The organism is Neisseria sp. P0016.S008, assembly GCF_051957775.1.
Taxonomy (GTDB): Bacteria; Pseudomonadota; Gammaproteobacteria; order Burkholderiales; family Neisseriaceae; genus Neisseria; species Neisseria flavescens_B.
In genome coordinates this window covers 295,753-317,037 of sequence record NZ_JBQCWB010000003.1, presented here as the reverse complement: position 1 = coordinate 317,037, position 21,285 = coordinate 295,753, and the positions used below count along the sequence as shown (strand labels likewise).

The 21,285-nt window shown below is 54.8% G+C and carries 18 protein-coding genes, 1 tRNA gene and 1 riboswitch; of the genes, 5 read left to right on the top strand and 14 right to left on the bottom strand.

All coding sequences use genetic code 11. From position 1 onward, the window contains the following. Positions 1-41: 41 nt before the first annotated feature. A complete protein-coding gene (gene thiC / locus ACTHS8_RS05695; protein WP_440373207.1) occupies positions 42-1,931 on the bottom strand; it encodes a phosphomethylpyrimidine synthase ThiC in 1,890 nt (629 codons plus the stop codon). A 95-nt stretch (positions 1,932-2,026) separates the two neighbouring features. Next, positions 2,027-2,126: riboswitch (TPP riboswitch) on the bottom strand. A gap of 110 nt (positions 2,127-2,236) precedes the next feature. Between thiC and ACTHS8_RS05690 the strand changes: the two genes are divergently transcribed. Next, positions 2,237-2,313: transfer RNA gene (locus ACTHS8_RS05690), tRNA-Met, on the top strand. A gap of 149 nt (positions 2,314-2,462) precedes the next feature. Here the strand turns inward: ACTHS8_RS05690 and ACTHS8_RS05685 are convergent. Beyond that, positions 2,463-3,629, bottom strand: a complete 1,167-nt coding sequence (locus ACTHS8_RS05685) for an FUSC family protein (RefSeq protein WP_440373206.1) — start codon at positions 3,627-3,629, stop codon at positions 2,463-2,465. A gap of 154 nt (positions 3,630-3,783) precedes the next feature. On the opposite strand from ACTHS8_RS05685, the gene rnhB reads away from it, so the two are divergent. Further along, the gene (gene rnhB, locus ACTHS8_RS05680; protein WP_440373242.1) at positions 3,784-4,377 is read left to right on the top strand and encodes a ribonuclease HII; all 594 of its coding nucleotides are present in this window, start codon (positions 3,784-3,786) and stop codon (positions 4,375-4,377) included. A gap of 56 nt (positions 4,378-4,433) precedes the next feature. On the opposite strand, the gene ACTHS8_RS05675 is transcribed toward rnhB, so the two are convergent. Further along, entirely contained in the window at positions 4,434-5,438 is a 1,005-nt protein-coding gene (locus ACTHS8_RS05675) for a quinone-dependent dihydroorotate dehydrogenase (RefSeq protein ID WP_440373205.1), read from the bottom strand. A 248-nt stretch (positions 5,439-5,686) separates the two neighbouring features. Between ACTHS8_RS05675 and ACTHS8_RS05670 the strand changes: the two genes are divergently transcribed. Further along, the gene (locus tag ACTHS8_RS05670) at positions 5,687-7,696 is read left to right on the top strand and encodes an OPT family oligopeptide transporter (protein ID WP_070606341.1); all 2,010 of its coding nucleotides are present in this window, start codon (positions 5,687-5,689) and stop codon (positions 7,694-7,696) included. An 88-nt stretch (positions 7,697-7,784) separates the two neighbouring features. Here ACTHS8_RS05670 and waaA read toward each other — a convergent pair whose 3' ends face one another. The 10 genes from waaA to ACTHS8_RS05620 form a co-directional block, all read right to left on the bottom strand. After that, complete coding sequence (waaA, locus tag ACTHS8_RS05665) at positions 7,785-9,047, bottom strand: lipid IV(A) 3-deoxy-D-manno-octulosonic acid transferase (protein ID WP_440373204.1); 1,263 nt, start codon at positions 9,045-9,047, stop codon at positions 7,785-7,787. 138 nt (positions 9,048-9,185) lie between these two features. Continuing rightward, positions 9,186-9,617 carry a plastocyanin/azurin family copper-binding protein gene (locus ACTHS8_RS05660; RefSeq protein WP_314597747.1) on the bottom strand — a complete coding sequence of 144 codons (432 nt, stop codon included), beginning with the start codon at positions 9,615-9,617 and terminating at the stop codon, positions 9,186-9,188. Positions 9,618-9,785: 168 nt separating this feature from the next. Then, complete coding sequence (locus ACTHS8_RS05655; protein ID WP_440373203.1) at positions 9,786-10,553, bottom strand: ABC transporter ATP-binding protein; 768 nt, start codon at positions 10,551-10,553, stop codon at positions 9,786-9,788. Positions 10,554-10,563: 10 nt separating this feature from the next. Continuing rightward, entirely contained in the window at positions 10,564-11,610 is a 1,047-nt protein-coding gene (locus ACTHS8_RS05650; RefSeq protein WP_049335771.1) for a FecCD family ABC transporter permease, read from the bottom strand. A gap of 116 nt (positions 11,611-11,726) precedes the next feature. After that, complete coding sequence (locus ACTHS8_RS05645; RefSeq protein ID WP_314589748.1) at positions 11,727-12,842, bottom strand: ABC transporter substrate-binding protein; 1,116 nt, start codon at positions 12,840-12,842, stop codon at positions 11,727-11,729. A gap of 507 nt (positions 12,843-13,349) precedes the next feature. Then, positions 13,350-15,113 carry a phosphoenolpyruvate--protein phosphotransferase gene (gene ptsP, locus ACTHS8_RS05640; RefSeq protein ID WP_440373202.1) on the bottom strand — a complete coding sequence of 588 codons (1,764 nt, stop codon included), beginning with the start codon at positions 15,111-15,113 and terminating at the stop codon, positions 13,350-13,352. Continuing rightward, on the bottom strand, positions 15,113-15,382 hold the full coding sequence (locus ACTHS8_RS05635) for an HPr family phosphocarrier protein (protein ID WP_003683718.1): 270 nt from the start codon (positions 15,380-15,382) through the stop codon (positions 15,113-15,115). The genes ptsP and ACTHS8_RS05635 overlap by 1 nt, the downstream gene beginning before the upstream one ends. A 44-nt stretch (positions 15,383-15,426) precedes the next feature. Then, a complete protein-coding gene (locus tag ACTHS8_RS05630; protein ID WP_049344952.1) occupies positions 15,427-15,855 on the bottom strand; it encodes a PTS sugar transporter subunit IIA in 429 nt (142 codons plus the stop codon). A gap of 58 nt (positions 15,856-15,913) precedes the next feature. Continuing rightward, complete coding sequence (locus ACTHS8_RS05625; RefSeq protein ID WP_070584372.1) at positions 15,914-16,477, bottom strand: hypoxanthine-guanine phosphoribosyltransferase; 564 nt, start codon at positions 16,475-16,477, stop codon at positions 15,914-15,916. A gap of 114 nt (positions 16,478-16,591) precedes the next feature. Next, complete coding sequence (locus ACTHS8_RS05620) at positions 16,592-18,121, bottom strand: ABC transporter permease (RefSeq protein ID WP_440373201.1); 1,530 nt, start codon at positions 18,119-18,121, stop codon at positions 16,592-16,594. 234 nt (positions 18,122-18,355) lie between these two features. Here ACTHS8_RS05620 and ACTHS8_RS05615 point away from each other — a divergent pair, with 234 nt between their 5' ends. Together ACTHS8_RS05615 and pdxA are read left to right on the top strand one after the other, a co-directional pair. Then, positions 18,356-18,886 (top strand): cytochrome b, encoded by a 531-nt coding sequence (locus ACTHS8_RS05615; protein WP_083297191.1) that lies wholly within the window; start codon positions 18,356-18,358, stop codon positions 18,884-18,886. Between the two features lie 156 nt (positions 18,887-19,042). Next, positions 19,043-20,047, top strand: coding sequence for a 4-hydroxythreonine-4-phosphate dehydrogenase PdxA (pdxA, locus tag ACTHS8_RS05610; RefSeq protein WP_285070919.1), 1,005 nt, complete (start codon positions 19,043-19,045; stop codon positions 20,045-20,047). Positions 20,048-20,238: 191 nt separating this feature from the next. Here the strand turns inward: pdxA and ACTHS8_RS05605 are convergent, their stop codons facing one another. After that, on the bottom strand, positions 20,239-21,234 hold the full coding sequence (locus ACTHS8_RS05605) for a S49 family peptidase (RefSeq protein ID WP_440373200.1): 996 nt from the start codon (positions 21,232-21,234) through the stop codon (positions 20,239-20,241). Positions 21,235-21,285: the final 51 nt, after the last annotated feature.

Below are 21,285 nucleotides of genomic sequence, written 5' to 3'. Positions count from 1 at the left end.
CGTCTGAAACATTTTCAGACGGCCTTTTCTTGTTTTATGTTTTAACTGTAAAGCTTCGCTCCTTTTTTGACGAACTCAATCGCTTTTTCTTCCATGCCCTGCCGTTGGGCTTTTTGCTTGTCGGCGTAGTCGCGCACTTCCTGCGTGATTTTCATTGAGCAGAATTTGGGGCCGCACATTGAGCAGAAGTGGGCGATTTTCGCGCCTTCGGCGGGCAGGGTTTCGTCGTGGAAGCTTTCGGCGCGTTCGGGGTCGAGGCTTAAGCGGAATTGGTCGCGCCAGCGGAACTCGAAACGCGCCTTGCTCAGGGCGTTGTCGCGCAACTGTGCGCCCGGCCAGCCTTTGGCGAGGTCGGCGGCGTGGGCGGCGAGTTTGTAGGTGATGATGCCGGTGCGCACGTCTTCTTTGTCGGGCAGGCCGAGATGCTCTTTCGGGGTCACGTAGCAAAGCATGGCTGTGCCGTACCAGCCGATATTGGTCGCGCCTATGCCCGAGGTGATGTGGTCGTAGCCGGGGGCGATGTCGGTAACGAGCGGACCAAGGGTGTAGAAAGGCGCTTCAAAGCAGTGTTGCAGCTCTTCGGTCATGTTTTCTTTGACGCGTTGTAACGGTACATGGCCTGGGCCTTCGATCATGACTTGTACGTCGTGTTCCCACGCTTTGGCGGTCAATTCGCCCAAGGTGTGCAGCTCGGCGAATTGGGATTCGTCGTTGGCATCGGCAATGCAGCCGGGACGCAGGCCGTCGCCGAGGCTGAACGACACGTCGTAGGCTTTCATGATTTCGCAGATTTCGTCGAAATGTGTGTAAAGGAAGTTTTCCTGATGATGGGCAAGGCACCATTTCGCCATGATGGAGCCACCGCGCGATACGATGCCGGTGAGGCGGTCGGCCGTCATCGGCACATAGCGCAACAATACGCCTGCGTGCAGGGTGAAATAGTCCACGCCTTGTTCTGCCTGCTCGATTAAGGTGTCGCGCACCAAATCCCAAGTCAGGTCTTCGGCGATGCCGCCGGTTTTTTCCAAAGCTTGGTAAATCGGCACGGTGCCGATGGGGACGGGCGCGTTGCGGATAATCCATTCGCGCGTTTCGTGGATGTGCGCGCCTGTGGATAAGTCCATAATCGTGTCCGCGCCCCAACGCAGCGACCACACCATTTTTTCGACTTCTTCGGTCAGGCTGGAGGTTACAGCGGAGTTGCCCAAGTTGCCGTTGATTTTGACGCGGAAGTTGCGGCCGATAATCATCGGTTCGAGTTCGGGGTGGTTGATGTTGGCAGGGATAATTGCGCGTCCGGCGGCGATTTCTTGGCGCACAAATTCGGGCGTGATTTGGTCGGGGTGGGTCGGGATATTCGCGCCGAAACTTTGCCCTGCGTGTTGTTTCAAGAGCTTGGCGTATTCAGGCCGTCTGAAAAGCTCGTCCAGCTTCATGCGTTCGCGTATGGCGACAAACTCCATCTCCGGCGTGATGATACCTTGGCGGGCGTAGTGAAGCTGGGTTACATTGTGGCCGGCTTTGGCGCGGCGCGGGCGGGTGATTTGGTTGAAGCGCAGATGGGCGGTTTTCGGATCGTGCGCGCGTTCGGTGCCGTATTCGCTGGAAAGCTTGGGCAGGATTTCGGTATCGCCGCGTTCCTCCAGCCATGCGGTGCGGACGTGTGGCAAACCTTGTTTTAGGTCGATGTGCGCCGCCGGATCGCCGTATGCGCCGCTGGTGTCGTACACCGGAATTGGCGGATTGGCTTCCGTACCTTGCGCCGTGTAGGTGTCGTCCTGACGGATTTCGCGCAAAGGCACGCGGATGTCGGCGCGGCTGCCTGGGATATAGACGCGGTCGGAATTGGGATATTGGAAGCGGATGCCGATGTCTTCGCTCAAGTCGGAAAGACGGCGCGCCTCATCGCCGGTTTTTTTAGCGGTAGTCATAAAAAATTGCTCCTGTTTCTCGGTTATGAAATGGAAACAGGAGCATTGCTTTTTTTTCAGACGGCCTTGTGGATATCTTCAATCAACCGTTTAAAATCACATTTGCCGAAACTCCCCACGCAGGTATTATCCTGTTCGGGTGTAAAGGGTATTTCTCAGCCGCTCGGTTTGAAAGCAGCACCCCTGTTTCTTTATTAACGAAAATTAAACCATGCGGACGGTTTTTTGTAAAGCGGCGTTTTTCGCATTTTCTGTCAAAAACGCTTGACAGCGATTCCGTCTTTCCGTATAGTTACAACTTCTGACGCGGGATGGAGCAGCATGGTAGCTCGTCGGGCTCATAACCCGAAGGTCGTAGGTTCGAATCCTGCTCCCGCAACCAAATATAAAAATCCCCTGCAATCGCAGGGGATTTTGCTTTATGCGGCATTTATTGTTGCTTGGATTGATTGAAAGGCCGTCTGAACCATTGGGTTTCAGACGGCCTTTTTTATTGACCGATGATGTCGGCGGCTAATTTGCTTTTGTCTTTTATTTTGAGTTTGTGTTTTTCAGACGGCCTATTGTTGCTCCGGATCGGTTATCGTTGCGTAGGTGTTCTTTGAGGCGCAGTAACTCTTTTTTGTCCAACCATTTATTGCGCGAACGTTGCAACAGGATCACCAATGCGGCGATTTCGTTACGCATATTGGTACTGAGCCAGAGGAAGCCTTGCCATTCGTAATGCAGGCGGGCGGCCGGTTTGCTTAGTTCGGTATTGAGCGAAGTATCGATGCGGATGCGGCGGGCGTAGTGGCCTTTGATGAGGCGGACGGTCAGGCGCAGCTCGCGTTGGAGTTGGTTGAAATGGCGGTCGAGCAGGCGGATTTCGCTTTCGTTGAGCGTGGGCGCGCGCAGTTTGGCGGCGGTAGTCAGGAGCAGCTCGGTGGTGTTGACGATTTTGCGGTGAGCATGCTGCATGGCTTCCATCATATTGTTGCTGATGTGGCTTTCGCCGGATGTGGCGGCCAGATGGCTGCGGCTTTTGACCATACGGGCGTTGATTTGGCGCATTTTAATCATGTTTTGTTCCAAACGCTCGCGCGTCATGCGTTTGCCGTTGCTGATTTCGGCAATCATTTTGGCGCAGTCGGTGAGGTTGTCGGCAAGCATGAAGCGCCACATCAGGGTGGAGCGCAGGGGCAGGAGTTTGGCGGCGGCAATGGCGATGGCGGCACCAATCAAAACGTTCATGGCGCGCATCAGGCCGCTGTCAAGCCAATGGTGGCTGCTGTCGCCGATGAGCATGCACATGGTCAAACCGGCAAGCATGGCGACATAGCCGTTTTTGCCGACTGCCGACCAACCGGCCACCGCGCTGGCGGCACCGATAATCAGATAGAAGAAAACGCCGTCTTGCAAATAATGCTGGTTCAACCATAAAACGGCCAACCCGACGCCCAAACCGATGGCCGTGCCGAGCATGCGTTCGACTGCTTTGGAGTAAATCGCGCCTTGGAATTGCAGCATACCGAGGACGACAAAGACGGTCATGCCGATCCACTCGCCGTGTTGCAGGTGGAAGACTTTGGCCAACAGGGTGGAGAACACGATCGCCAAACCGAGGCGGAAGGCGTGGATATGGCGGCGATAGCGGTAGCGTTCGTAGGCGTTGAGCCAGCGTTCGGAAAAATGGAGGCGTTCGGATTGGGCAGGCATGTTGTAAGACGTATGGGTATGTGGAGATGTAAATTATAACTGATTGGTAAAGCAGATGAAATTTGAACTGCTCCCAAACGATTTGTCCTATTGCGGATTTTATCTGCCGCAAGCGGATATAATGGCGGCTTTGAATCAGACAGGCGGTGAAAAAATGGCGACGGTTTTAAGCGCAGGCGTGGACGAAGCGGGACGCGGCCCTTTGGTCGGCAGCGTATTTGCGGCGGCAGTGATTTTGCCGGAACATTTTGACCTGCCGGGTTTGACCGACTCAAAAAAGCTGAGCGAAAAAAAGCGCGATATGTTGGCGCAGATGATTAAGGAACAGGCGGTTGCGTGGAGCATTGCCTTTGCCGACCCCGACGAAATCCTGAAACTGAACATCCTGCACGCAACCATGGCTGCTATGAAGCGCGCAGTCGAGGGGCTGTCGGTCGTGCCCGACAAAGTGTGGATAGACGGCAACCGCGTGCCGAAAGATTTGAATGTCCCTGCCGAAGCCGTGGTCAAAGGCGATAGCAAAATTATTGAAATCTCTGCCGCTTCGGTTTTGGCCAAAACCGCGCGTGATGCGGAAATGTATGAATTGGCGAAACGCTATCCGCAATACGGGTTTGACCGCCACAAAGGCTACGGCACGGCGCAACATTTGGCCGCGTTGAAACAATATGGTGTCTTGCCGGAACACCGTCGCGATTTCGCACCGGTCAAAACCTTATTGGCACAAGGCAATCTGTTTGAAGAATGAAAGCATATCAAAAGGCCGTCTGAAAGATTTCAGATGGCCTTATTTTTGGAAAAGTATTATTTCAACGCAGCCAAACACTCTTTAATCAACTCAGGGCCGCGATAAATCAAACCGCTGTACACCTGCACCGCACTGGCACCCAAGCGGATTTTTTCTGCCGCGTCCGCGCCGTTCATGATGCCGCCGACGCCGATAATCGGCAGCTTGCCGTCAATGCGTTCTGCCAAAAGTTTCAACACCTGATTGCTTTTTTCGCGTACGGGCAAACCGCTCAAGCCGCCTTGTTCGCCTGCGAGCGGATGGCTGCCCAAGCTTGATTTGTCGATGGTCGTGTTGGTGGCGATGATGCCGTCCATCTCCACGGATTTGACCACATGGGCGATGTCGTCGATTTGCGCTTCGTCCAAATCCGGCGCGATTTTGACCGCCAGCGGCACATATTTACCATGCGCGGCCGCCAGTTGCGCCTGTTTGTTTTTCAAGGCTTCCAACAATGCGCTCAACTCGTCGCCGCCCTGCAAGGCGCGCAGGTTTTTCGTATTGGGTGAGGAAATATTGACCGTGATGTAGCTTGCGTGGGCGTAGGTTTTTTCCAAACAAATCAGATAATCGTCGGCCGCGTTTTCAATCGGCGTAACGGCATTTTTGCCGATGTTGATGCCCAAAATGCCTTTAAAGCGGCTGTTTTCAATGTTGCGGATCATCGCGTCGATGCCGTGGTTGTTGAAACCCATGCGGTTGATGATGCCTTGGTGCTCGGGAACGCGGAAAAGGCGCGGCTGCGGATTACCCGGCTGCGACTTGGGCGTTACCGTGCCGATTTCGACAAAGCCGAAACCCAAAGCGGCAAACGCATCGATACACTCGCCGTTTTTATCCAAACCTGCCGCCAAGCCGACCGGATTGGGCAGCTGCAAACCCATCAGCTCGGTTGGTCGGGTGTGGCTGTCCACCTTGGGCAGCAGGCCGAGTTTTTCGATAGAACGCAAACTGTTGAGCGTGAAATGATGGGCCTTTTCTGCATCGAAACGAAATAGGATGGGGCGGACGAGTGAATACATGGCGGCGGCTTTCTGAACGGTTGATGAATTTGGCGTTATTTTACCTGAAACCGTCAAACTGCCCCAAACGTCTGTATCGATATGATTTTATTGTTTGACGTCAAATGAAAATAAATAGGGCTTTTGCGTGTAATCGGATAGTTTATTAAAATGGTAAGAGAGAGGCTTTTCAGACGGCCTGATGGATGTATCAAAAGGCCGTCTGAAAAGTTTTGATTTGATTGTTTACCTGATACAGGAAGATTTTTATGAAACAGGCGGTTGATCCTTATGCGAGTTTCCGTGAACTGACGCTGCGGGGGATGATACTCGGCGCGTTGATTACGGTGATTTTTACAGCATCCAATGTGTATTTGGGCTTGAAGGTGGGCCTGACTTTTGCGTCTTCGATTCCGGCTGCGGTAATTTCGATGGCGGTTTTGAAGTTTTTTAAAGGCAGCAATATTCTGGAAAATAATATGGTGCAGACTCAGGCTTCGGCTGCGGGTACGCTCTCCAGTATTATTTTTATCTTGCCGGGTTTGCTGATGGCCGGTTATTGGGCGGGCTTTCCGTTTTGGCAGACAACGCTGCTGTGTATGTCCGGCGGTATTTTGGGCGTGATTTTCACTGTGCCTTTGCGTTATGCGATGGTGGTGAAGAGCGATTTGCCTTATCCGGAAGGCGTGGCGGCGGCTGAGATTTTGAAGGTCGGCGACCATGATGCGGACCAACAGGAAGGCGGCAGCGGTATCAAGGAATTGGTGTCGGGGGGTGCATTGGCTGGTTTAATGAGCTTTTGCGCAAGCGGTTTGCGTGTGGTGGCGGACAGCGCGAGCTTTTGGTTTAAAGGCGGCGCGTCGGTGTTCCAAGTGCCGATGGGCTTTTCACTGGCCTTGCTGGGCGCAGGCTATTTGGTCGGCCTGACCGGCGGTATCGCGATTTTGCTGGGTATTTCGATTGCCTGGGGTGTGGCCGTGCCTTATTTGTCGGCGCATATTCCGCAACCTGCCGATATGGAGATGATTCCTTTTGCGATGTCTTTGTGGAAGGAAAAAGTCCGTTTTATCGGCGCGGGTACGATCGGTATTGCGGCTATTTGGACGCTGTTGACTTTGATGAAACCGATGGTCGAGGGTATGCGCCTGTCTTTCCGCAATTTCGGCGGCGCGCAGATGACCGAGCGGACGGAACAGGATTTGTCGCCTAAGGCGATGATTGCCTGGGTGTTGGCGATGATGCTGGTGTTGGGCGTGTCCTTCTTCCACTTTATCGGCGACTCGCATATTTCCGGCGGTTTGGCTTGGCTGTTGGTGGTCGTATGTACGCTGCTGGCTTCGATTATCGGCTTTTTGGTGGCGGCGGCTTGTGGTTATATGGCCGGTTTGGTCGGTTCGTCTTCCAGCCCGATTTCGGGTGTGGGCATCGTCTCTATCGTCATTATTTCGCTGGTGTTGCTGTTGGTCGGCGAATCCGGCGGCTTGATGGCGGATGAGGCAAACCGCAAATTCCTGCTGGCGTTGACGCTGTTTTGCGGCGCGTCTGTGATTTGTGTGGCTTCGATTTCCAATGACAACCTGCAGGATTTGAAAACGGGTTATCTGGTAAAAGCAACGCCTTGGAAACAGCAGGTTGCGCTGATTGTCGGCTGCGTTGTCGGTGCCGTGGTGATTTCACCTGTATTGGAGCTTTTGTATGAAGCCTACGGCTTTACCGGCGCGATGCCGCGTGAAGGCATGGATGCGGCCCAAGCCCTTGCTGCTCCTCAGGCAACTTTGATGACCACCATCGCCCAAGGTATTTTCTCGCACAATCTGCAATGGGATTATATTTTCACCGGCGTGGCCATCGGCGTGGCGTTGATTGCGGTCGATTTCACATTGCGCAAATCTTCCGGCGGCAAGCGTGCTTTGCCGGTATTGGCCGTGGGCATGGGCATTTACCTGCCGCCGTCTGTGAATATGCCGATTGTGATCGGCGCGGTATTGGCGGCGGTGTTGAAATCCGTCATCGCCCGCCGTCAAGAAAACCGTGAAGGCCGTCTGAAAAATGCGGAACGTATTGGTACGCTGTTCTCCGCCGGTTTGATTGTCGGCGAGAGCCTGATCGGTGTGATTATGGCGTTTATCATCGCCTTCTCCGTAACCAACGGCGGTTCGGATGCGCCTTTGGCCCTGAACCTGGAAAACTGGGATACGGCCGCCAAATGGCTGGGCTTGGCGTTTTTTGTTTTCGGTATGTTCGTATTTGCACGCCGCGTGTTGAAAGCAGGACGCTAAGTTTGTAGGTTGAGAAAAGGCCGTCTGAAATCCAAAAAATTGGGGTTTCAGACGGCCTTTTTATGGAAATTTGTTTGGAGGGATTGGGCTAACGCTGATTCAAACAATCTGCAATCGCTTTGGCAATTTTGGCACTGGCGCCTTGGTGTTGCGAAATGAATTGCTCGGTGTGGCTGATCAGCTGTTGGCGCAGCGTTTCGTCGTCGAGGTATTGGCGCGTGGTTCTGTACCAGACTTCGGCGGTTTCGACGCGGACGGCGGCTTTGGCTTCGACTGCGCCTTTGCAGGCTTGGGTGAAGTTGTAGTTGGAGTAGCCGAAGAGGGTGGGGACGCGGCAGGAGATGGGTTCGATGATGTTTTGGCAGCCGGCATCAACGAGGCTGCCGCCGACGAAGGCAATGTCTGCGCTGAGGTAGTAGGCGGCAAGTTCGCCCATGCTGTCGCCTATCCAAACCTGTGTGTCGGGGGAAACGGGTTGTCTGTCGCTGCGTTTTTGCACGGTATAACCAAGCGATTTGGCGGTATCGTAGGCCGTCTGAAAGTTTTCAGGGTGGCGCGGGACGATGACCAGCAAGGCATTGCCGCGGTAGCCCTGCCATGCTTTGAGGAGCAGCTCGGCTTCGTCTGTGCCTTTATACACGCGCGTGCTGGCGCAGACGACGACGGCTCGTGCGCCGATGCGCTCTTTAAAGGCGGCGGCAAGCGGACGCAGGTCGTCGGGGGGGGCGATGTCGTATTTGGTATTGCCGCAGACGTGGACGTTGGATGCGCCGATGAGGTGCAGGCGTTCGGCATCGGCGGCGGTTTGGGCAAAGCAGCCGGAGAGGGTCTGCATGGCAGGCTCGACCAGCTTGCGGATTTTGAGGTAGCCGCGTTGGGATTTTTCGGAGAGGCGCGCGTTGGCCAAAAAGAGGGGAATGCCTGCTTTTTTGCAGCCGTGCATCAGGTTGGGCCAGATTTCGGTTTCCATCAAAATGCCGCAGATGGGGCGGTGTTCGGCTAAAAATCGGGCGACCCATTCGGATTTGTCGTAGGGCAGGTAACGGCATTGCGCATCGGGAAACAGGGATTGCGCGGTGGCGCGGCCGGTTGGCGTCATTTGGGTAATCAGAAACGGCGAGTCGGGAAAATGGCGGCGTAATGCCTGCACCAAAGGTTCGGCCGCACGCGTTTCGCCGACGGATACGGCGTGTATCCAAATCGGGCGTTGTACGGGATTGGGATACGCCTGCCCGAAACGCTCGTCCCAATGCTCGAGATAGGCTGGGGATTTGAGGGCGCGGCGGCGCAGGTGGCGGCGGATCAGGAAGGGGGCGAGGTGCCACAGCGTGGCGTAAAGGCGGCGTATCATGCTTACGGGTCTTGTGTCGGAATAGGCCTATTTTATCGGAAACTGAAACGGAAGATATAGCCTTGATGCGTGTTTTACGCAAAGGAAACAGGCCGTCTGAAAGGTTTCAGACGGCCTTTGATTCAGGAATAAACGCTTTTACTTCACTTGCGCCATGTATTTTTTCAGACGGCCTTTGCTTTGCATGGCGCGGTTTTCCATTTCATCGACAACGGCTTGCGCTTTGGCTTTGTTCACCGGTTTGCCGACCTGAATCACGCCGCTCATGTTCATCATGCGGTGCGGCGGGCAGGTATAGACGTACACGCCTTCTTTGTCGAGTTTGAGGGTGAAGTCTTTGCCGTCTTCGGAGAGGAAGTCGGCAACGCCCTCGGGCAGGGCTTTGCTTTGCACCCAGTGTCCGCTGTTGGTGGCTTTGAAGGTTACGGTGTCGCCGACTTTGGCGTTGACGTAGCCGGGCTCGAACACCATGCTGCCGTCTTTGCCGTTGTCGAGCATTTTGATTTCGTGGTTGGCGGCGTATGCGCCGAGGGAGGCGGTCAGCATGAGGAGGAAGAGGGATTTTTTCATGGAGGGAGTCCTTTCTAAGGATAAAAAATATGGGACGGGCTGATGAGTCGGAGAGGTAAACCTTGGGCTTACCGCCCTCTCCCTAACCCTCTCCCGCGGGAGAGGGGATAAGTTGCAGGGAGTTTGCAGGCCGGATGCTCAAATCTGACATTTGCAGGAGTGGTCAAGTTAAGCACTCTGCCGCATCGGGCGGATAACGGGCAGGCCTTTGCTGTCGTATAAAAGTTCGATATCCACCTTGTACAGCCTGCCGATCATGTCCGCCCGCAATACGTCCTGCGGCGCGCCCTGCGCCTGTACTTTGCCTTCGCCGAGCAGAATCACGCCGTCTGAAAATTGCGCGGCGAGGCTCAAATCGTGCAAGACCATCAGCGTAACCAGATTGTGTTCGTGCGTGTATTGCACCACGCGCTCCAAAAGATTGAGCTGATGGTGCATATCCAGCGCGCTGACTGGTTCGTCCAGCATCAGGATTTCGGGGCGGCGCAGCATGACTTGGGCGAACATGACGAGCTGTCGCTGTCCGCCGGAAAGCCGCATGACGTCTCGGTGCGCCAGATGGCCGATGCCCAGTTCCGCCATGATACTTGCGGCTTCGTGCAGCAGTTCGTCGCCGACGTGCATATGCAGCGCGTCCATGCGGCCGAGCAACACGACTTCCAGTGCGGTCAGCGAGGCTTCGGCGGCGGTATCCTGCGGCATATAGCCTATGCGTTTGCGCCAGCTTTGCAGGTGGATTTTGCTCAACACTTCGTCGCCGTAGCGGATGGTGCCTTTGTGCGCTACTTCGCCGAAAATCGTTTTCATCAGCGAGGATTTGCCCGTGCCGTTCGGGCCGAGCACGGAATAGACTTTGCCTTGTTCCAGCGTCAAATCGATACTGTCGGCAACCACATAATCGCCGCGCCGGATGTGTACGTTTTCAAGTTTCAACATTTCAGACGGCCTATCGTTTCGTTAATACAATCCAGAAGAAGAACGGTACGCCGACAAACGACGTAACAATCCCCACCGGAAACAGCGCGCCGGGGATAATCACCTTGGACAACACGCTGGCCACCGATAAAAACGCCGCCCCCGCCAACATCGCGCCGGGCAGGAAGAAACGCTGGTCTTCGCCCAAAAGAATCCGCGCCACATGAGGGGCAACCAAGCCGATAAAGCCGATCACGCCGACAAAACTGATTGCCGTCGCCGTCATCACCGCCACCAACACCAGCGTTTTCAGGCGCAAAAGTTGCAGATTGATGCCCAGCCCGACGGCGCGTTCTTCGCCCAAGCGCAACGCGGTCAGCTTCCACACGTCGCGCGAAAGCAGAAACACGCATACCGCCGTAACCGCCGCCGTAACGATGACCGTCTCCCAAGTCGCCTTGGTCAAACTGCCGAACAGCCAAAACAGAATCTGCTGCGAAATCTCAGGCGCGGCGATAAACTGAATCAGCGACAAAATCGACTGAAACAGAAACAACAGCGCAATCCCCACCAACACCAGCATCGCCGAGTTGAAGCGGCGCGCCGAAGCAAACAGAAACAAGATGCCTGAAGCCAGCATGGTCATTACAAACGCCCCGATGGGGACGGCGACCGTTTCAGGCAGCCCGAAACCGCCGAACGCAATCACCACCGACGCGCCCAAACCTGCCGCCGCCGCCAAGCCCAGTGTATAAGGGCTGGCCATCGGATTGTTCAAGAGCGTCTGAATCTCCGCACCGCCGACACCCAAAGCCGCACCGACCACCAAGGCCATCACCGCGATCGGCAGGCGCAAATCCATCACAATCAGGCGGTTCATTTCATCGACTTCGGGTTTGCCCAGCAAAACATTGACCACTTCGCCGACCGGCAGCGTGTCCGTCATCGCAGGGCCGGTGGCGATGTCGAATAAAAAACTGACCGCCGCGATGATTAAAAACATCAACACAATCAACCAACGCTTGCCTTCCAACTTGCGCTGGTTTCTCACAATCTCGGCGACAACCGAATCATTCATGTTTCAAACCTTTAAAAAAGAATGTTGATAAAGGGGAGAACGGGTTTGCCTTTTTCTTCCGCAAAAATTTCAGACGGCCTTCCGATTTAAAAGGCCGTCTGAAAATCTAAACTACCTTATTGTCCTTTGGGGTAGAGGTAGAACGTACCGTTCGGTACGACGGGCAGGTTTTGGCGGTAGAAGTCCAGATAGGTCTTCTCAGGGTTGAAATCCTTAAACAACTGCGGATAAATCGCTTTGGCCATAAATTGAATCGATGCGCTGTCGGACAGCGTGCGTGAGTTGGCGTGGTAGGCGGCGTAGAGGCGGTTGTTTTTAATCGCAGGCAGGTTTGCCCAGCCGGCGCGTTTGGCAAAGCCTGCCAAGCGTTTTTCCGCTTCCGCTTTCGGAATGCCCCAGCCCATCACCATGGCGGCAGGGTTTTTCTTCAATTCGGTTTCGCGGCCGGTAATCACGATCACGTCGGGTTTGGCGGCCAATACTTTTTCAGGATTGATCGGGCCGTAGAATTCGACCGAAGAAGCGGCGATATTGTTGCCACCGACCAGTGTAGTCATCGAACCCCACATGCTCTTGCCGAAGGTAACACTGTGTTCGGCAGGGCCTTTGTTGCCGAACTCGACATACACTTTAGGCTTGGGCAGGTTGGCTTTTTGCACGCGCGCTTGGATGGTGTCGGCAACGCGTTTGTAGTCTGCCGCCAGTTTGTCGGCTTTTTGCTGCTGGCCGGTCAGCGTGCCGATGAGCTTGGTCGATTGAACGTGTTTGGCCACTGTTTGCGCGTTGTAGTCCAACACGACGATGGGGATGCCGGCTTTGTTGATGCGGTCGAGATCGGAACCCAAAGCCTTGTATTGCCATTCGGCCAAAACCAGCAAATCGGGTTTCAGCGCCAATACTTTCTCAATCGAGAAAGTGCCGACTTCCACTTCGCCCACGTCGGTCAGCTGATTCAGTTTAGGCACGGCTTTGCTGAATGCCGCCCAGCTTGGCGGCGCCCAGTCGGCCCAAACTGCTTTGGAGAAACCGACGACGTTGTCCAGCGCGGTTTTACCGCCGATGGCCATGTAGTCTTGGTAGTAGAAGCCCAAAACCACGCGTTTGGCAGGCAGGTCGACGGTTACCTTACGGCCGATGGTATCGGTCAGCTGAACCGGTTTGGCAAAAGCGGATACGGAGCCGACTGATAACGCTGCAGCGGCAATCAAAGCAGAAAGTTGCGTAAATCTCATGAACTACTCCTTTAAAATATGATGATAACTATTATCTTTTATAAATTTACAAGGTATTGAATCTTTTTTCAAGTGAAACATGAGAATAGACATATTTTAGAGTAAAAAGTTGCATCATTAAAATAAAGGGATAATGTTTGGGTATGCTGAAGACCTAGTGAAAAGGAATGATATGGGTGCCTAAAGCCATAGTGGGCAGTAGCTGGAAGGAATAGGCAAAGGGTCATTTATTGCAAAAAAATAAAAGATATACGGTTGAGTACAGCAGGCCGTCTGAAACCTTGTAATCGGGGTTCAGACGGCCTTTGGGGTGGGTCTAAAAGCGTTTATTTCACTTGCGCCATATATTTTTCAGACGGCCTGTAAGCAATATTGGGAAAAAGTGAAAAAGGTTGGTTTTTGAAATGGCAAAATAGGGAAGAAGGAGGCTTGAGGGAGAATCGGGTGTAAACCCAAAATGGGGGCGAATAAAAAGGGCGTGTATTGAAACACGCCCTTGCCGGAGGTTCAGACGGCCTGTGATTCCGCCTGTTCGCTTTGGTTGAGGATTTTAATCAGTTTCTCGGTTTTTTCCGGATCTTCGCAGCGTAGGATTTTGGCGGCATCGTTTTCGAGATGGCCGGTGTGGCTGTGCAGGATGATGTTTTTAACCGAAAGCAGGTTGTTGGGATTCATGGAGAAGCGGCGCAGGCCCATGCCGAGCAACAGTCGGGTGAAGACGGTATCGCCGGCCATTTCGCCGCAGATGGACACGCCTTTTTCCATGCGGTTTGCCGTGCGGATGATGTGTTGCAGCGTTTTGAGGACGGCAGGGTGGCCGGGTTGGTAAAGGTGGCTGACGCTGTCGTCGCCGCGGTCGACCGACAGAAGGTATTGAATCAGGTCGTTGGTGCCGATGGAGATGAAGTCGACGAGCTTGAGGATGCTGCCGACGGTCATGGCGGCGGACGGGATTTCAATCATGCAGCCGATGCTGACCGGGCCGAAGGCTTCGTCGCGTTCGGCGAGTTGGCGTTGGGCCGTGTCCAGATGGATAAGGCATTGGCGCACTTCGGAAATGGATGTAATCATCGGCCACATCATGCGCACGGGGCCGTGTACCGCGGCTCGGAGGATGGCGCGCATTTGGGTGCGGAACATGACCGGCTCGGCGAGGCACAGGCGGATGCCGGTTAAGCCGAGTGCAGGGTTGAGGCTGCCGTTGGGCGAGCTGTTTTGGCCGAACCAGCGCGGATTTTTATCGACACCCAAATCGACGGTGCGGATGGTGATGCTTTTGCCTTTCATCTTTTTCACAATCGCGCTGTACACTTCGTATTGCTCGTCTTCAGACGGCATGGTGTCTCGGTTGAGATAAAGAAATTCGCTGCGGAAGAGGCCGACGCCGTCTGCGCCGAAGTTGTGCAGGGTTTTGATGTCTTCGGCGGATTCGATGTTGGCTAAAAGTTCGATGTTGATGCCGTCGGCCGTGGTGGCAGCGGTTTTTTTGATTTTGTTGAGTTCGCGCTTGTGGCTGCGGTATTCGCGGGCGAGGCGGCGGTATTCGTTGAGGACGACTTCGTCGGGATCGATGATGAGGGTGCCGTTGATGCCGTCGACGATGACGATTTCGTTTTCGGTGATGAGTTTGCGGGCGTTATGCAGGCCGATGACGGACGGGATGTCGAGGCTGCGGCCCAAGATGGCGGTGTGGCTGGTCGGGCCGCCGGCATCGGTTACGAAGGCGGTAATGTGCTGCTCTTTGAACAATACGGTATCGGCAGGCGAGAGGTCGTGCGCGATGAGGACGGTGTCGTCAAACAGGTTGCCGGCGAGATTGATTTCGTTGCTTTGGCCGACAAGGTTGTTGTGGATGCGGCGGACGACTTGGAGCATGTCCTGTTTGCGTTCGCGCAGGTAGTCGTCGTCGATGCTGTCGAACTGGGCGGCGAGCTTGTCGCTTTGCTGTTTCAATGCCCATTCGGCGTTGATTTTCTGTTCGCGCAAAATGTCGATGGGTTCGCGCGAGAGGGTGACGTCAGTCAGCAACATCAGGTGCAGGGAGATGAACGCGCCCAATTCGGTCGGAGCGTTTTCGGGAATTGCGCCGCGCAGCTGTTCCAATTCTTTGCGCGTGGCTTTGATGGCGTTGTCGAAACGGGCAACTTCGGCAACGAGTTTGTCGGGATCAATGTCGTATTGGGGGACTTCCGTTGTGCCGCGCGTGATGAGGTGGGCGTGGCCGATGGCAATGCCTTTGCCCGCGGCCACACCGTGTAGGACGATGCTCATTATTCGCCCTCGCCGAAGTAGTCGTTGATGAGGTCGGTCAACGCCTGCATGGCGGCGGCTTCGTCTGCGCCTTCTGTTTCCAGCTCAATCACGGTGCCTTTGGCGGCGGCCAGCATCATCAGGCCCATGATGCTTTTGCCGTTGACGCGGTTGCCGTTTTTGGTGACCCAGACTTCGCTTTGGAATTGGGAGGCGGTTTGGGTGAATTTGCTGGAAGCGCGCGCGTGCAGGCCGAGTTTGTTGATGATTTCGATTTCTTGTTTGAGCATGGATGTCCCCTAAATGTTCGTAAAGTGAATGTTTTCAGACGGCCTTAGCCGTGTTCTTTGCACACCAGGTCTTCAGGTGCGGATGTAATGGCGAAAATGCCCCGGATGGCGGCTTCTTTGACGGTTTCGGTGAAGTCGGAGAGATTTTCGGCTTGTGATGAGTATTGGATGGCTTTAATCATCATCGGGGCGTTGAGGCCGGTCAGAATGGCGGATTTGTTTTCGCGCACCAGCCGGCGTGCGGCGTTGCACGGGGTTGCGCCGAAGATGTCGGTCATGATCAGCACGCCGCGGTTGTCGGGAAATTCCTGCAACGCGGCGATGGCGTTGTTGATGATGTCGTTTTGATCTTCATCGGGCTGTACGCCGAGGATGTGGAGATTTTCGGGGAAGCCGTTGGGGAAGAAATGGTCGGCCAAACCGCGATAGGCTTCACCTATGGTTTCATGTGTAATGATTAACAAACCTATCATGATGTGTTCCTAGCATGGGGGTTGAGGCCGTCTGAAGATTTTTCAGACGGCCTTTGTTTTATTTATTGTTTAAGGCGTAGATTTCGCCGAGGTTGCGCCAACAGCCGGCGGCATCCATGCCGTAGCCGAAGACGTAGCGGTTGGGCACGTTCAAACCGACATAATCGGCTTTGGTCGGTTTTTCTTTGTCGATCAGTTTGTTGGCAAATACGGCCGCACGGCAGCTTGCCGCGCCCATTTCCAACAGTTTTTCCTGAATGGCGGCCATGGTGTGGCCTTCGTCCAGAATGTCGTCTAAAACGACTACATGACGGCCTTTGATTTGCTCGGGGTCGGGCATGCGTTTCCAGTTGAACGCGCCGCCTGCGAGCTTGTCGCCGTAGCGGGAAACGTGGACGTAGTCAAAGTCCAAAGGGAAGCGCAACAGCGGCAGCAGCTGCCCTGTAAACACCACCGCACCACCCATCACAGGCAAGAGCAGGGGGTATTTGTCGCCCAAGTCGCGGGTGATGTCGTCGGCAACTTTTTGCAAGGCCGCGCGGCATTGTTTTTGGTCAAACAGCAAGTCGGCATTGTCCAGCATGGCTTGGGTTTCAAGACGTTTGGTTTCTAAGTCGGTCATGATAGGTCGTGTTGAGTGCGGTTAAAAACAAATTATATAGCGGATTCAATCAATTTTCGATACAAGGCGCGGCAATAGAGTAGTGAAAGTGAAGGGAATTTGAGCCGACCGCGTTCAGACGGCCTTTTGCCCTTCCGCTTCGTCCACCAGCAAAAATGCCGTTAAAGCCAAAGCGGTCAATACCGCCGTCAACACCATTGCCCGTCCGTAATTGTCCGCACCGGCGCGTCCGAGATAATCGTAAATCAAAGTGGTCAGCGTCTGCCATTCGGGGCGCGACAGAAACAATGTGGCCGCAAATTCGCCGATACACGTTGCCGAAGCCAAAGTCAGGCCGCGCCGCAAGGCAGGTTTCAATAAAGGCGCGGTTACATAACAGGCCGTCTGAAAACCGTTTGCGCCCATAGTGCGCGCCGCCGCCGCGTAATCTTTGGGCAAACCGTCCCACGCGGCCAATACATCTTTGGCCACAAACGGATACGCCAACAGCGCGTAAGTTGCCGTCAGCAGCCACAGCGAGGCCGTCCACTGCGGATAGAGCAGCAAAACGCCAAACGCGATGCACACGGGCGACACCATAAACGGTAAAAACATCAGCGCGCGCAACCACGCCATTTGCCGTGCCGCCGCCGCATACAGCACGCCCAAAACCGTTGCCGCCACCACGGCTGCCGCAGAGAAACGGATGGTGTTCCACACTGCCGCCCACGTTTGCGCTTCCAGCAAGACTGCCCAAGAAGAGCCTGCCGATACCGCCTTGAGCCACACAGCAGCCAAAGGCAGCAGACAGCACACTGCCAACATGGCCAAAACTGTTGCCGTCAGCCATTTTTCCCAAGCCCATATCGGCGCACGAGGAGGCAAAGGCGAGACCGATTTATCCACAGCCACGCGCCTGCTCCAATACGCATACAAACCGCCTGCCGCCGCCGTAACCGCCAGCACCAGCCACACCAACACCGACGCACGCGCCATGTCCAACTCATACGCCACCAGCCGGTAGATTTCCACTTCCACCGTCGCAAAACGTTCGCCGCCGAGCAGCAAGGCGAGTCCGAAGCCTGAAAAACAATATAAAAACACCAGACACGCGCCGCCGGCAACCCACGCGCGTACCACCGGCCATTCGACCCAGACAAACCGCCGCCACGCGTCCGCGCCCAAAGATTGCGCCGACAGCAACCGCGCCTGCGGCACACGCACAAATCCCTGATACGCCGAGCGCACCAAAACCGGCAGGTTGAAAAACACGTTGCCGTAAATCAGCAGCCACGGTGTGTCCTGCCAACCTGCCGCCAGCATACCGTGTGCGCCAAACAAGGCCAGTACGCCCATGCCCGCAACCAAGGTCGGCATCACAAAAGGCAGCATCAGCAGGCGCAAAACCGTGCGCCGTCCGGCGAAGTCCATCCGTGCCAGCACCCACGCCGCAGGCACGCCCAAAGCCGTGACCAAGACGCAGGTCAAAACCGCCTGCGCCACCGTCCAGCCCAAGCGCAGGCGCATATAGTCATCAGCCACCACTTCCGCCCAAGCGCCTTCGCCGTCGTAAAACGCCAGCGACAGCAAAGGCGCGGCCACCATGACCGCCAAGAAACCCAAAGGCAGAAGCAACAGCGCACACCGCCGAATCCAAACCTGCATTGATGCGTACCCTAGAATAAAAGCGCCTATTTTAGCCCGAGTTCGGCATAGAAGGTGGTATTCCTGCCCTTGTTTTCAGACGGCCCGGGCAGCCTGACGGATAAAACTGCCGTTTCTTCAAATTTTCCAAACATTTACGAAATCTCTTCAAAAAGGCAACATAATTGGTTCGGCATTTTTGTTACAATGCCGCCGATTCAAAAAAACCAAATAAATCAACAATAAGGAAATATTATGACCGCTACACGTCCACAAACCTACGATGCCGTCGCGCGCGCGTTGCACTGGCTGACCGTACTCGGTTTCATCGGCATCCTCTCCACCATTACCGTTTGGACCATCTACGATGGCGAAGAATGGGTCAAATCGCTCTTCGGCGTGCATAAATCCATCGGTTTCATCACGCTGTTGGTAATTGCCGTGCGCATTGTTTGGGCTTTGCTCAATGCGTCCAAACGTCCTGCCGCCGACAGCTTTGCCGCCAAAGCAGGCCACCTTGCCCTTTACGTCCTCATGCTCGCCGTTCCCGTTATCGGCATGATCCGCCAATACGGCGGCGGCCGCGGTCCTTTGAAAGTCTTTGGTGTCGAAGTGATGCAGGGTTCGCCAGAGAAAATCGAATGGATGTCCAATCTCGGCAATATGGCGCACGGCAAACTCGGCTGGCTGCTCTTCGCGCTTGTCGCCGGCCACATTGTCATGGTTGTCGTCCACCGCATTCAAGGCCACGATGTTTTGTACCGCATGATCGGCCGCCGTTCTTAAGTGTAAAACGGTAAACAGCCAAGGCCGTCTGAAAACAGTTTGACCAAGCAAAAACTGTTTTCAGACGGCCTTTTTGTATTTGTGTTAATCTGCAAAAGTAGGGCAGGCATTTTGCCTGACGTTGTCTAAATACTGTAAACCATACCGAGAAACACCATGACTGCTCCCATTCTCGCCATCACATCCGGCGAACCGGCCGGTATCGGCCCCGACATCTGCCTCGATTTGGCTTTCGCCGACCTTCCTTGCCGCCCCGTTGTTTTGTGTGACAAAAACTTGTTGGCGCAAAGGGCCGAACAGCTCGGCAAATCCGTTATCCTGCGCGACTTCCAAGCCCAAGCGGCTGATCCGTTGCCCAAGGGCGAACTTGAAGTTCTGCATATTCCTTTAGATGCCGAGTGTCGGGTGGGCGAACTCAATCCTGCTAATGCCGCGTATGTGCTCCGACTGCTGGATACGGCGTATCAGGGCATTTCAGACGGCCTGTTTGCCGGTATGGTTACCGCGCCGCTGCATAAAGGCATCATCAACGATGCCCACGCAGACAACGGCTTTTTCAGCGGCCATACCGAATACCTCGCCGAAAAAAGCCATACCGAACAAGTCGTCATGATGTTGACCGGCGGCGGCCTGCGTGTGGCATTGGTCACCACCCATCTGCCGCTGAAAGACATTTCCGCCGCCATCACGAAGCCTTTAATCGAGTCAGTTGTCCGCATTCTTGAACACGACCTGCGCCATAAGTTCGGCATAGCCAATCCGGTCATCCTCGTTACCGGCCTCAATCCCCACGCCGGCGAAGGCGGCCATTTGGGACACGAAGAAATCGATACCATTATTCCGGCACTTCATGCCCTTCAGGCCGAAGGCATAGACGCACGCGGCCCTTATCCGGCCGATACCGTGTTCCAACCCTTCTTGCTCAAAGATGCCGATGCCGTCCTCGCCATGTATCACGACCAAGGGCTACCGGTGCTCAAATACGCCGGTTTTGGTGAAGGCGTGAACATCACCCTCGGCCTGCCCTTTATCCGCACTTCCGTCGACCATGGTACTGCCTTGAACTTGGCAGGCACAGGCAAAGCTGATTCCGGCAGTTTGATTACCGCTGTCCGCGCCGCGCTTGATATGGCGCACAATATGCAGAAGCAGGCCGTCTGAAGCGTGGAGGTTTAATCGTTTGCAGGCGTAATCTGTCCCCATAAAAGCATCATCAGAGAGCATCTGCCTGCCGATTTGATGAAGTCGATGGATGTTTGGACAATAATCAGCGTTTTATTTTAAAAACGATATAAAAAAGGCCGCCTGAAGACCCATGTTTTGGGTTTCAGACGGCCTTTTGGTTTTTTGGTTTACCAAATTTCAGACAAAGTTTCTTTGACTTTGGCCTTCACTTCCGCACCAAAGCGGCGGCTGAGCATTTTGCTGAAATCGTCTTGCGGCGTGTAGTTGACCAGATCGGGGGCTTTGACGACATCGCGGGCAACGCTGTAAATGCTGCCGAAGTCGTCAATCAGGCCGACCTGTTTGGCTTCTTTGCCGGTATAGATGCGGCCGCTGAAAACGTCGGGATACTGCTTGTCTTTCAACCTTGCGCCGCGGCCGAGTTTGACGGCTTTGATAAATTCTTGGTGGATATCGCCCAACATGCTTTCCCAAATTTGGGTTTGTGCTGGCGTTTCAGGCGTGAAAGGGTCGCCCATGCCTTTGTTGCTGCCGGCGGTTTTCAGACGGCGTTTGACACCGGCTTTGTCCATCAGGCCGGTAAAGTCGAAACCGCCGCCGATCACGCCGATGCTGCCGACAATACTGGAAGGGTCAGCGTAAATTTTGTCGGCTGCGGCGGCAATGTAGTAGCAGCCGGAAGCGCACATGTCTTCGGCAACGAGGTAGACAGGGATGTCTTTGTGTTCGGCTTTGAGGCGGCGGACTTCGTTAAAGGCCGTGTTGGACACGACAGGCGAACCGCCGGGGCTGTTGGCGCGGATGATGATGGCTTTGGCGTTGCCGTTGTTGTAGGCGGCTTCCATGCTGTCGCGCAGGATTTGGACTTGGTCGTCGATGTCGTTGCCGATTTCGCCGGTCAGGTCGATAACGGCGGTGTGTTCGCTGCGAGCTTGGATGCTCGTGGTTTTTCCTTCTTCTTCTGCGAAGCCAAAGATCAGGCTGAGGAAGATGAGGACGGCGACGCCGCGCCAGATATTGCGCCAAATGCGGGCGCGGCGTTGTTCTTGGTAGGCGGCAAGGAGGACTTCGCGCAGGGTGTTGCGCTCCCAGTTGTCAACGGGGGTGGAGGCTGAAGAGGGTGTGTTTTGGGCATCGCCTTCACGGTGGATTCGGTATTGCATGATGTGATGTGCTTTCGTGCAGGCCGTCTGAATGTTCAGACGGCCGTATCG

Bases quoted from the DNA above. Each gene is read 5' to 3' on its own strand.
- thiC (WP_440373207.1), bottom strand. From the start codon at position 1,931: ATGACTACCGCTAAAAAAACCGGCGATGAGGCGCGCCGTCTTTCCGAC.
- ACTHS8_RS05685 (WP_440373206.1), bottom strand. From the start codon at position 3,629: ATGCCTGCCCAATCCGAACGCCTCCATTTTTCCGAACGCTGGCTCAAC.
- rnhB (WP_440373242.1), top strand. From the start codon at position 3,784: ATGGCGACGGTTTTAAGCGCAGGCGTGGACGAAGCGGGACGCGGCCCT.
- ACTHS8_RS05675 (WP_440373205.1), bottom strand. From the start codon at position 5,438: ATGTATTCACTCGTCCGCCCCATCCTATTTCGTTTCGATGCAGAAAAG.
- ACTHS8_RS05670 (WP_070606341.1), top strand. From the start codon at position 5,687: ATGAAACAGGCGGTTGATCCTTATGCGAGTTTCCGTGAACTGACGCTG.
- waaA (WP_440373204.1), bottom strand. From the start codon at position 9,047: ATGATACGCCGCCTTTACGCCACGCTGTGGCACCTCGCCCCCTTCCTG.
- ACTHS8_RS05660 (WP_314597747.1), bottom strand. From the start codon at position 9,617: ATGAAAAAATCCCTCTTCCTCCTCATGCTGACCGCCTCCCTCGGCGCA.
- ACTHS8_RS05655 (WP_440373203.1), bottom strand. From the start codon at position 10,553: ATGTTGAAACTTGAAAACGTACACATCCGGCGCGGCGATTATGTGGTT.
- ACTHS8_RS05650 (WP_049335771.1), bottom strand. From the start codon at position 11,610: ATGAATGATTCGGTTGTCGCCGAGATTGTGAGAAACCAGCGCAAGTTG.
- ACTHS8_RS05645 (WP_314589748.1), bottom strand. From the start codon at position 12,842: ATGAGATTTACGCAACTTTCTGCTTTGATTGCCGCTGCAGCGTTATCA.
- ptsP (WP_440373202.1), bottom strand. From the start codon at position 15,113: ATGAGCATCGTCCTACACGGTGTGGCCGCGGGCAAAGGCATTGCCATC.
- ACTHS8_RS05635 (WP_003683718.1), bottom strand. From the start codon at position 15,382: ATGCTCAAACAAGAAATCGAAATCATCAACAAACTCGGCCTGCACGCG.
- ACTHS8_RS05630 (WP_049344952.1), bottom strand. From the start codon at position 15,855: ATGATAGGTTTGTTAATCATTACACATGAAACCATAGGTGAAGCCTAT.
- ACTHS8_RS05625 (WP_070584372.1), bottom strand. From the start codon at position 16,477: ATGACCGACTTAGAAACCAAACGTCTTGAAACCCAAGCCATGCTGGAC.
- ACTHS8_RS05620 (WP_440373201.1), bottom strand. From the start codon at position 18,121: ATGCAGGTTTGGATTCGGCGGTGTGCGCTGTTGCTTCTGCCTTTGGGT.
- ACTHS8_RS05615 (WP_083297191.1), top strand. From the start codon at position 18,356: ATGACCGCTACACGTCCACAAACCTACGATGCCGTCGCGCGCGCGTTG.
- pdxA (WP_285070919.1), top strand. From the start codon at position 19,043: ATGACTGCTCCCATTCTCGCCATCACATCCGGCGAACCGGCCGGTATC.
- ACTHS8_RS05605 (WP_440373200.1), bottom strand. From the start codon at position 21,234: ATGCAATACCGAATCCACCGTGAAGGCGATGCCCAAAACACACCCTCT.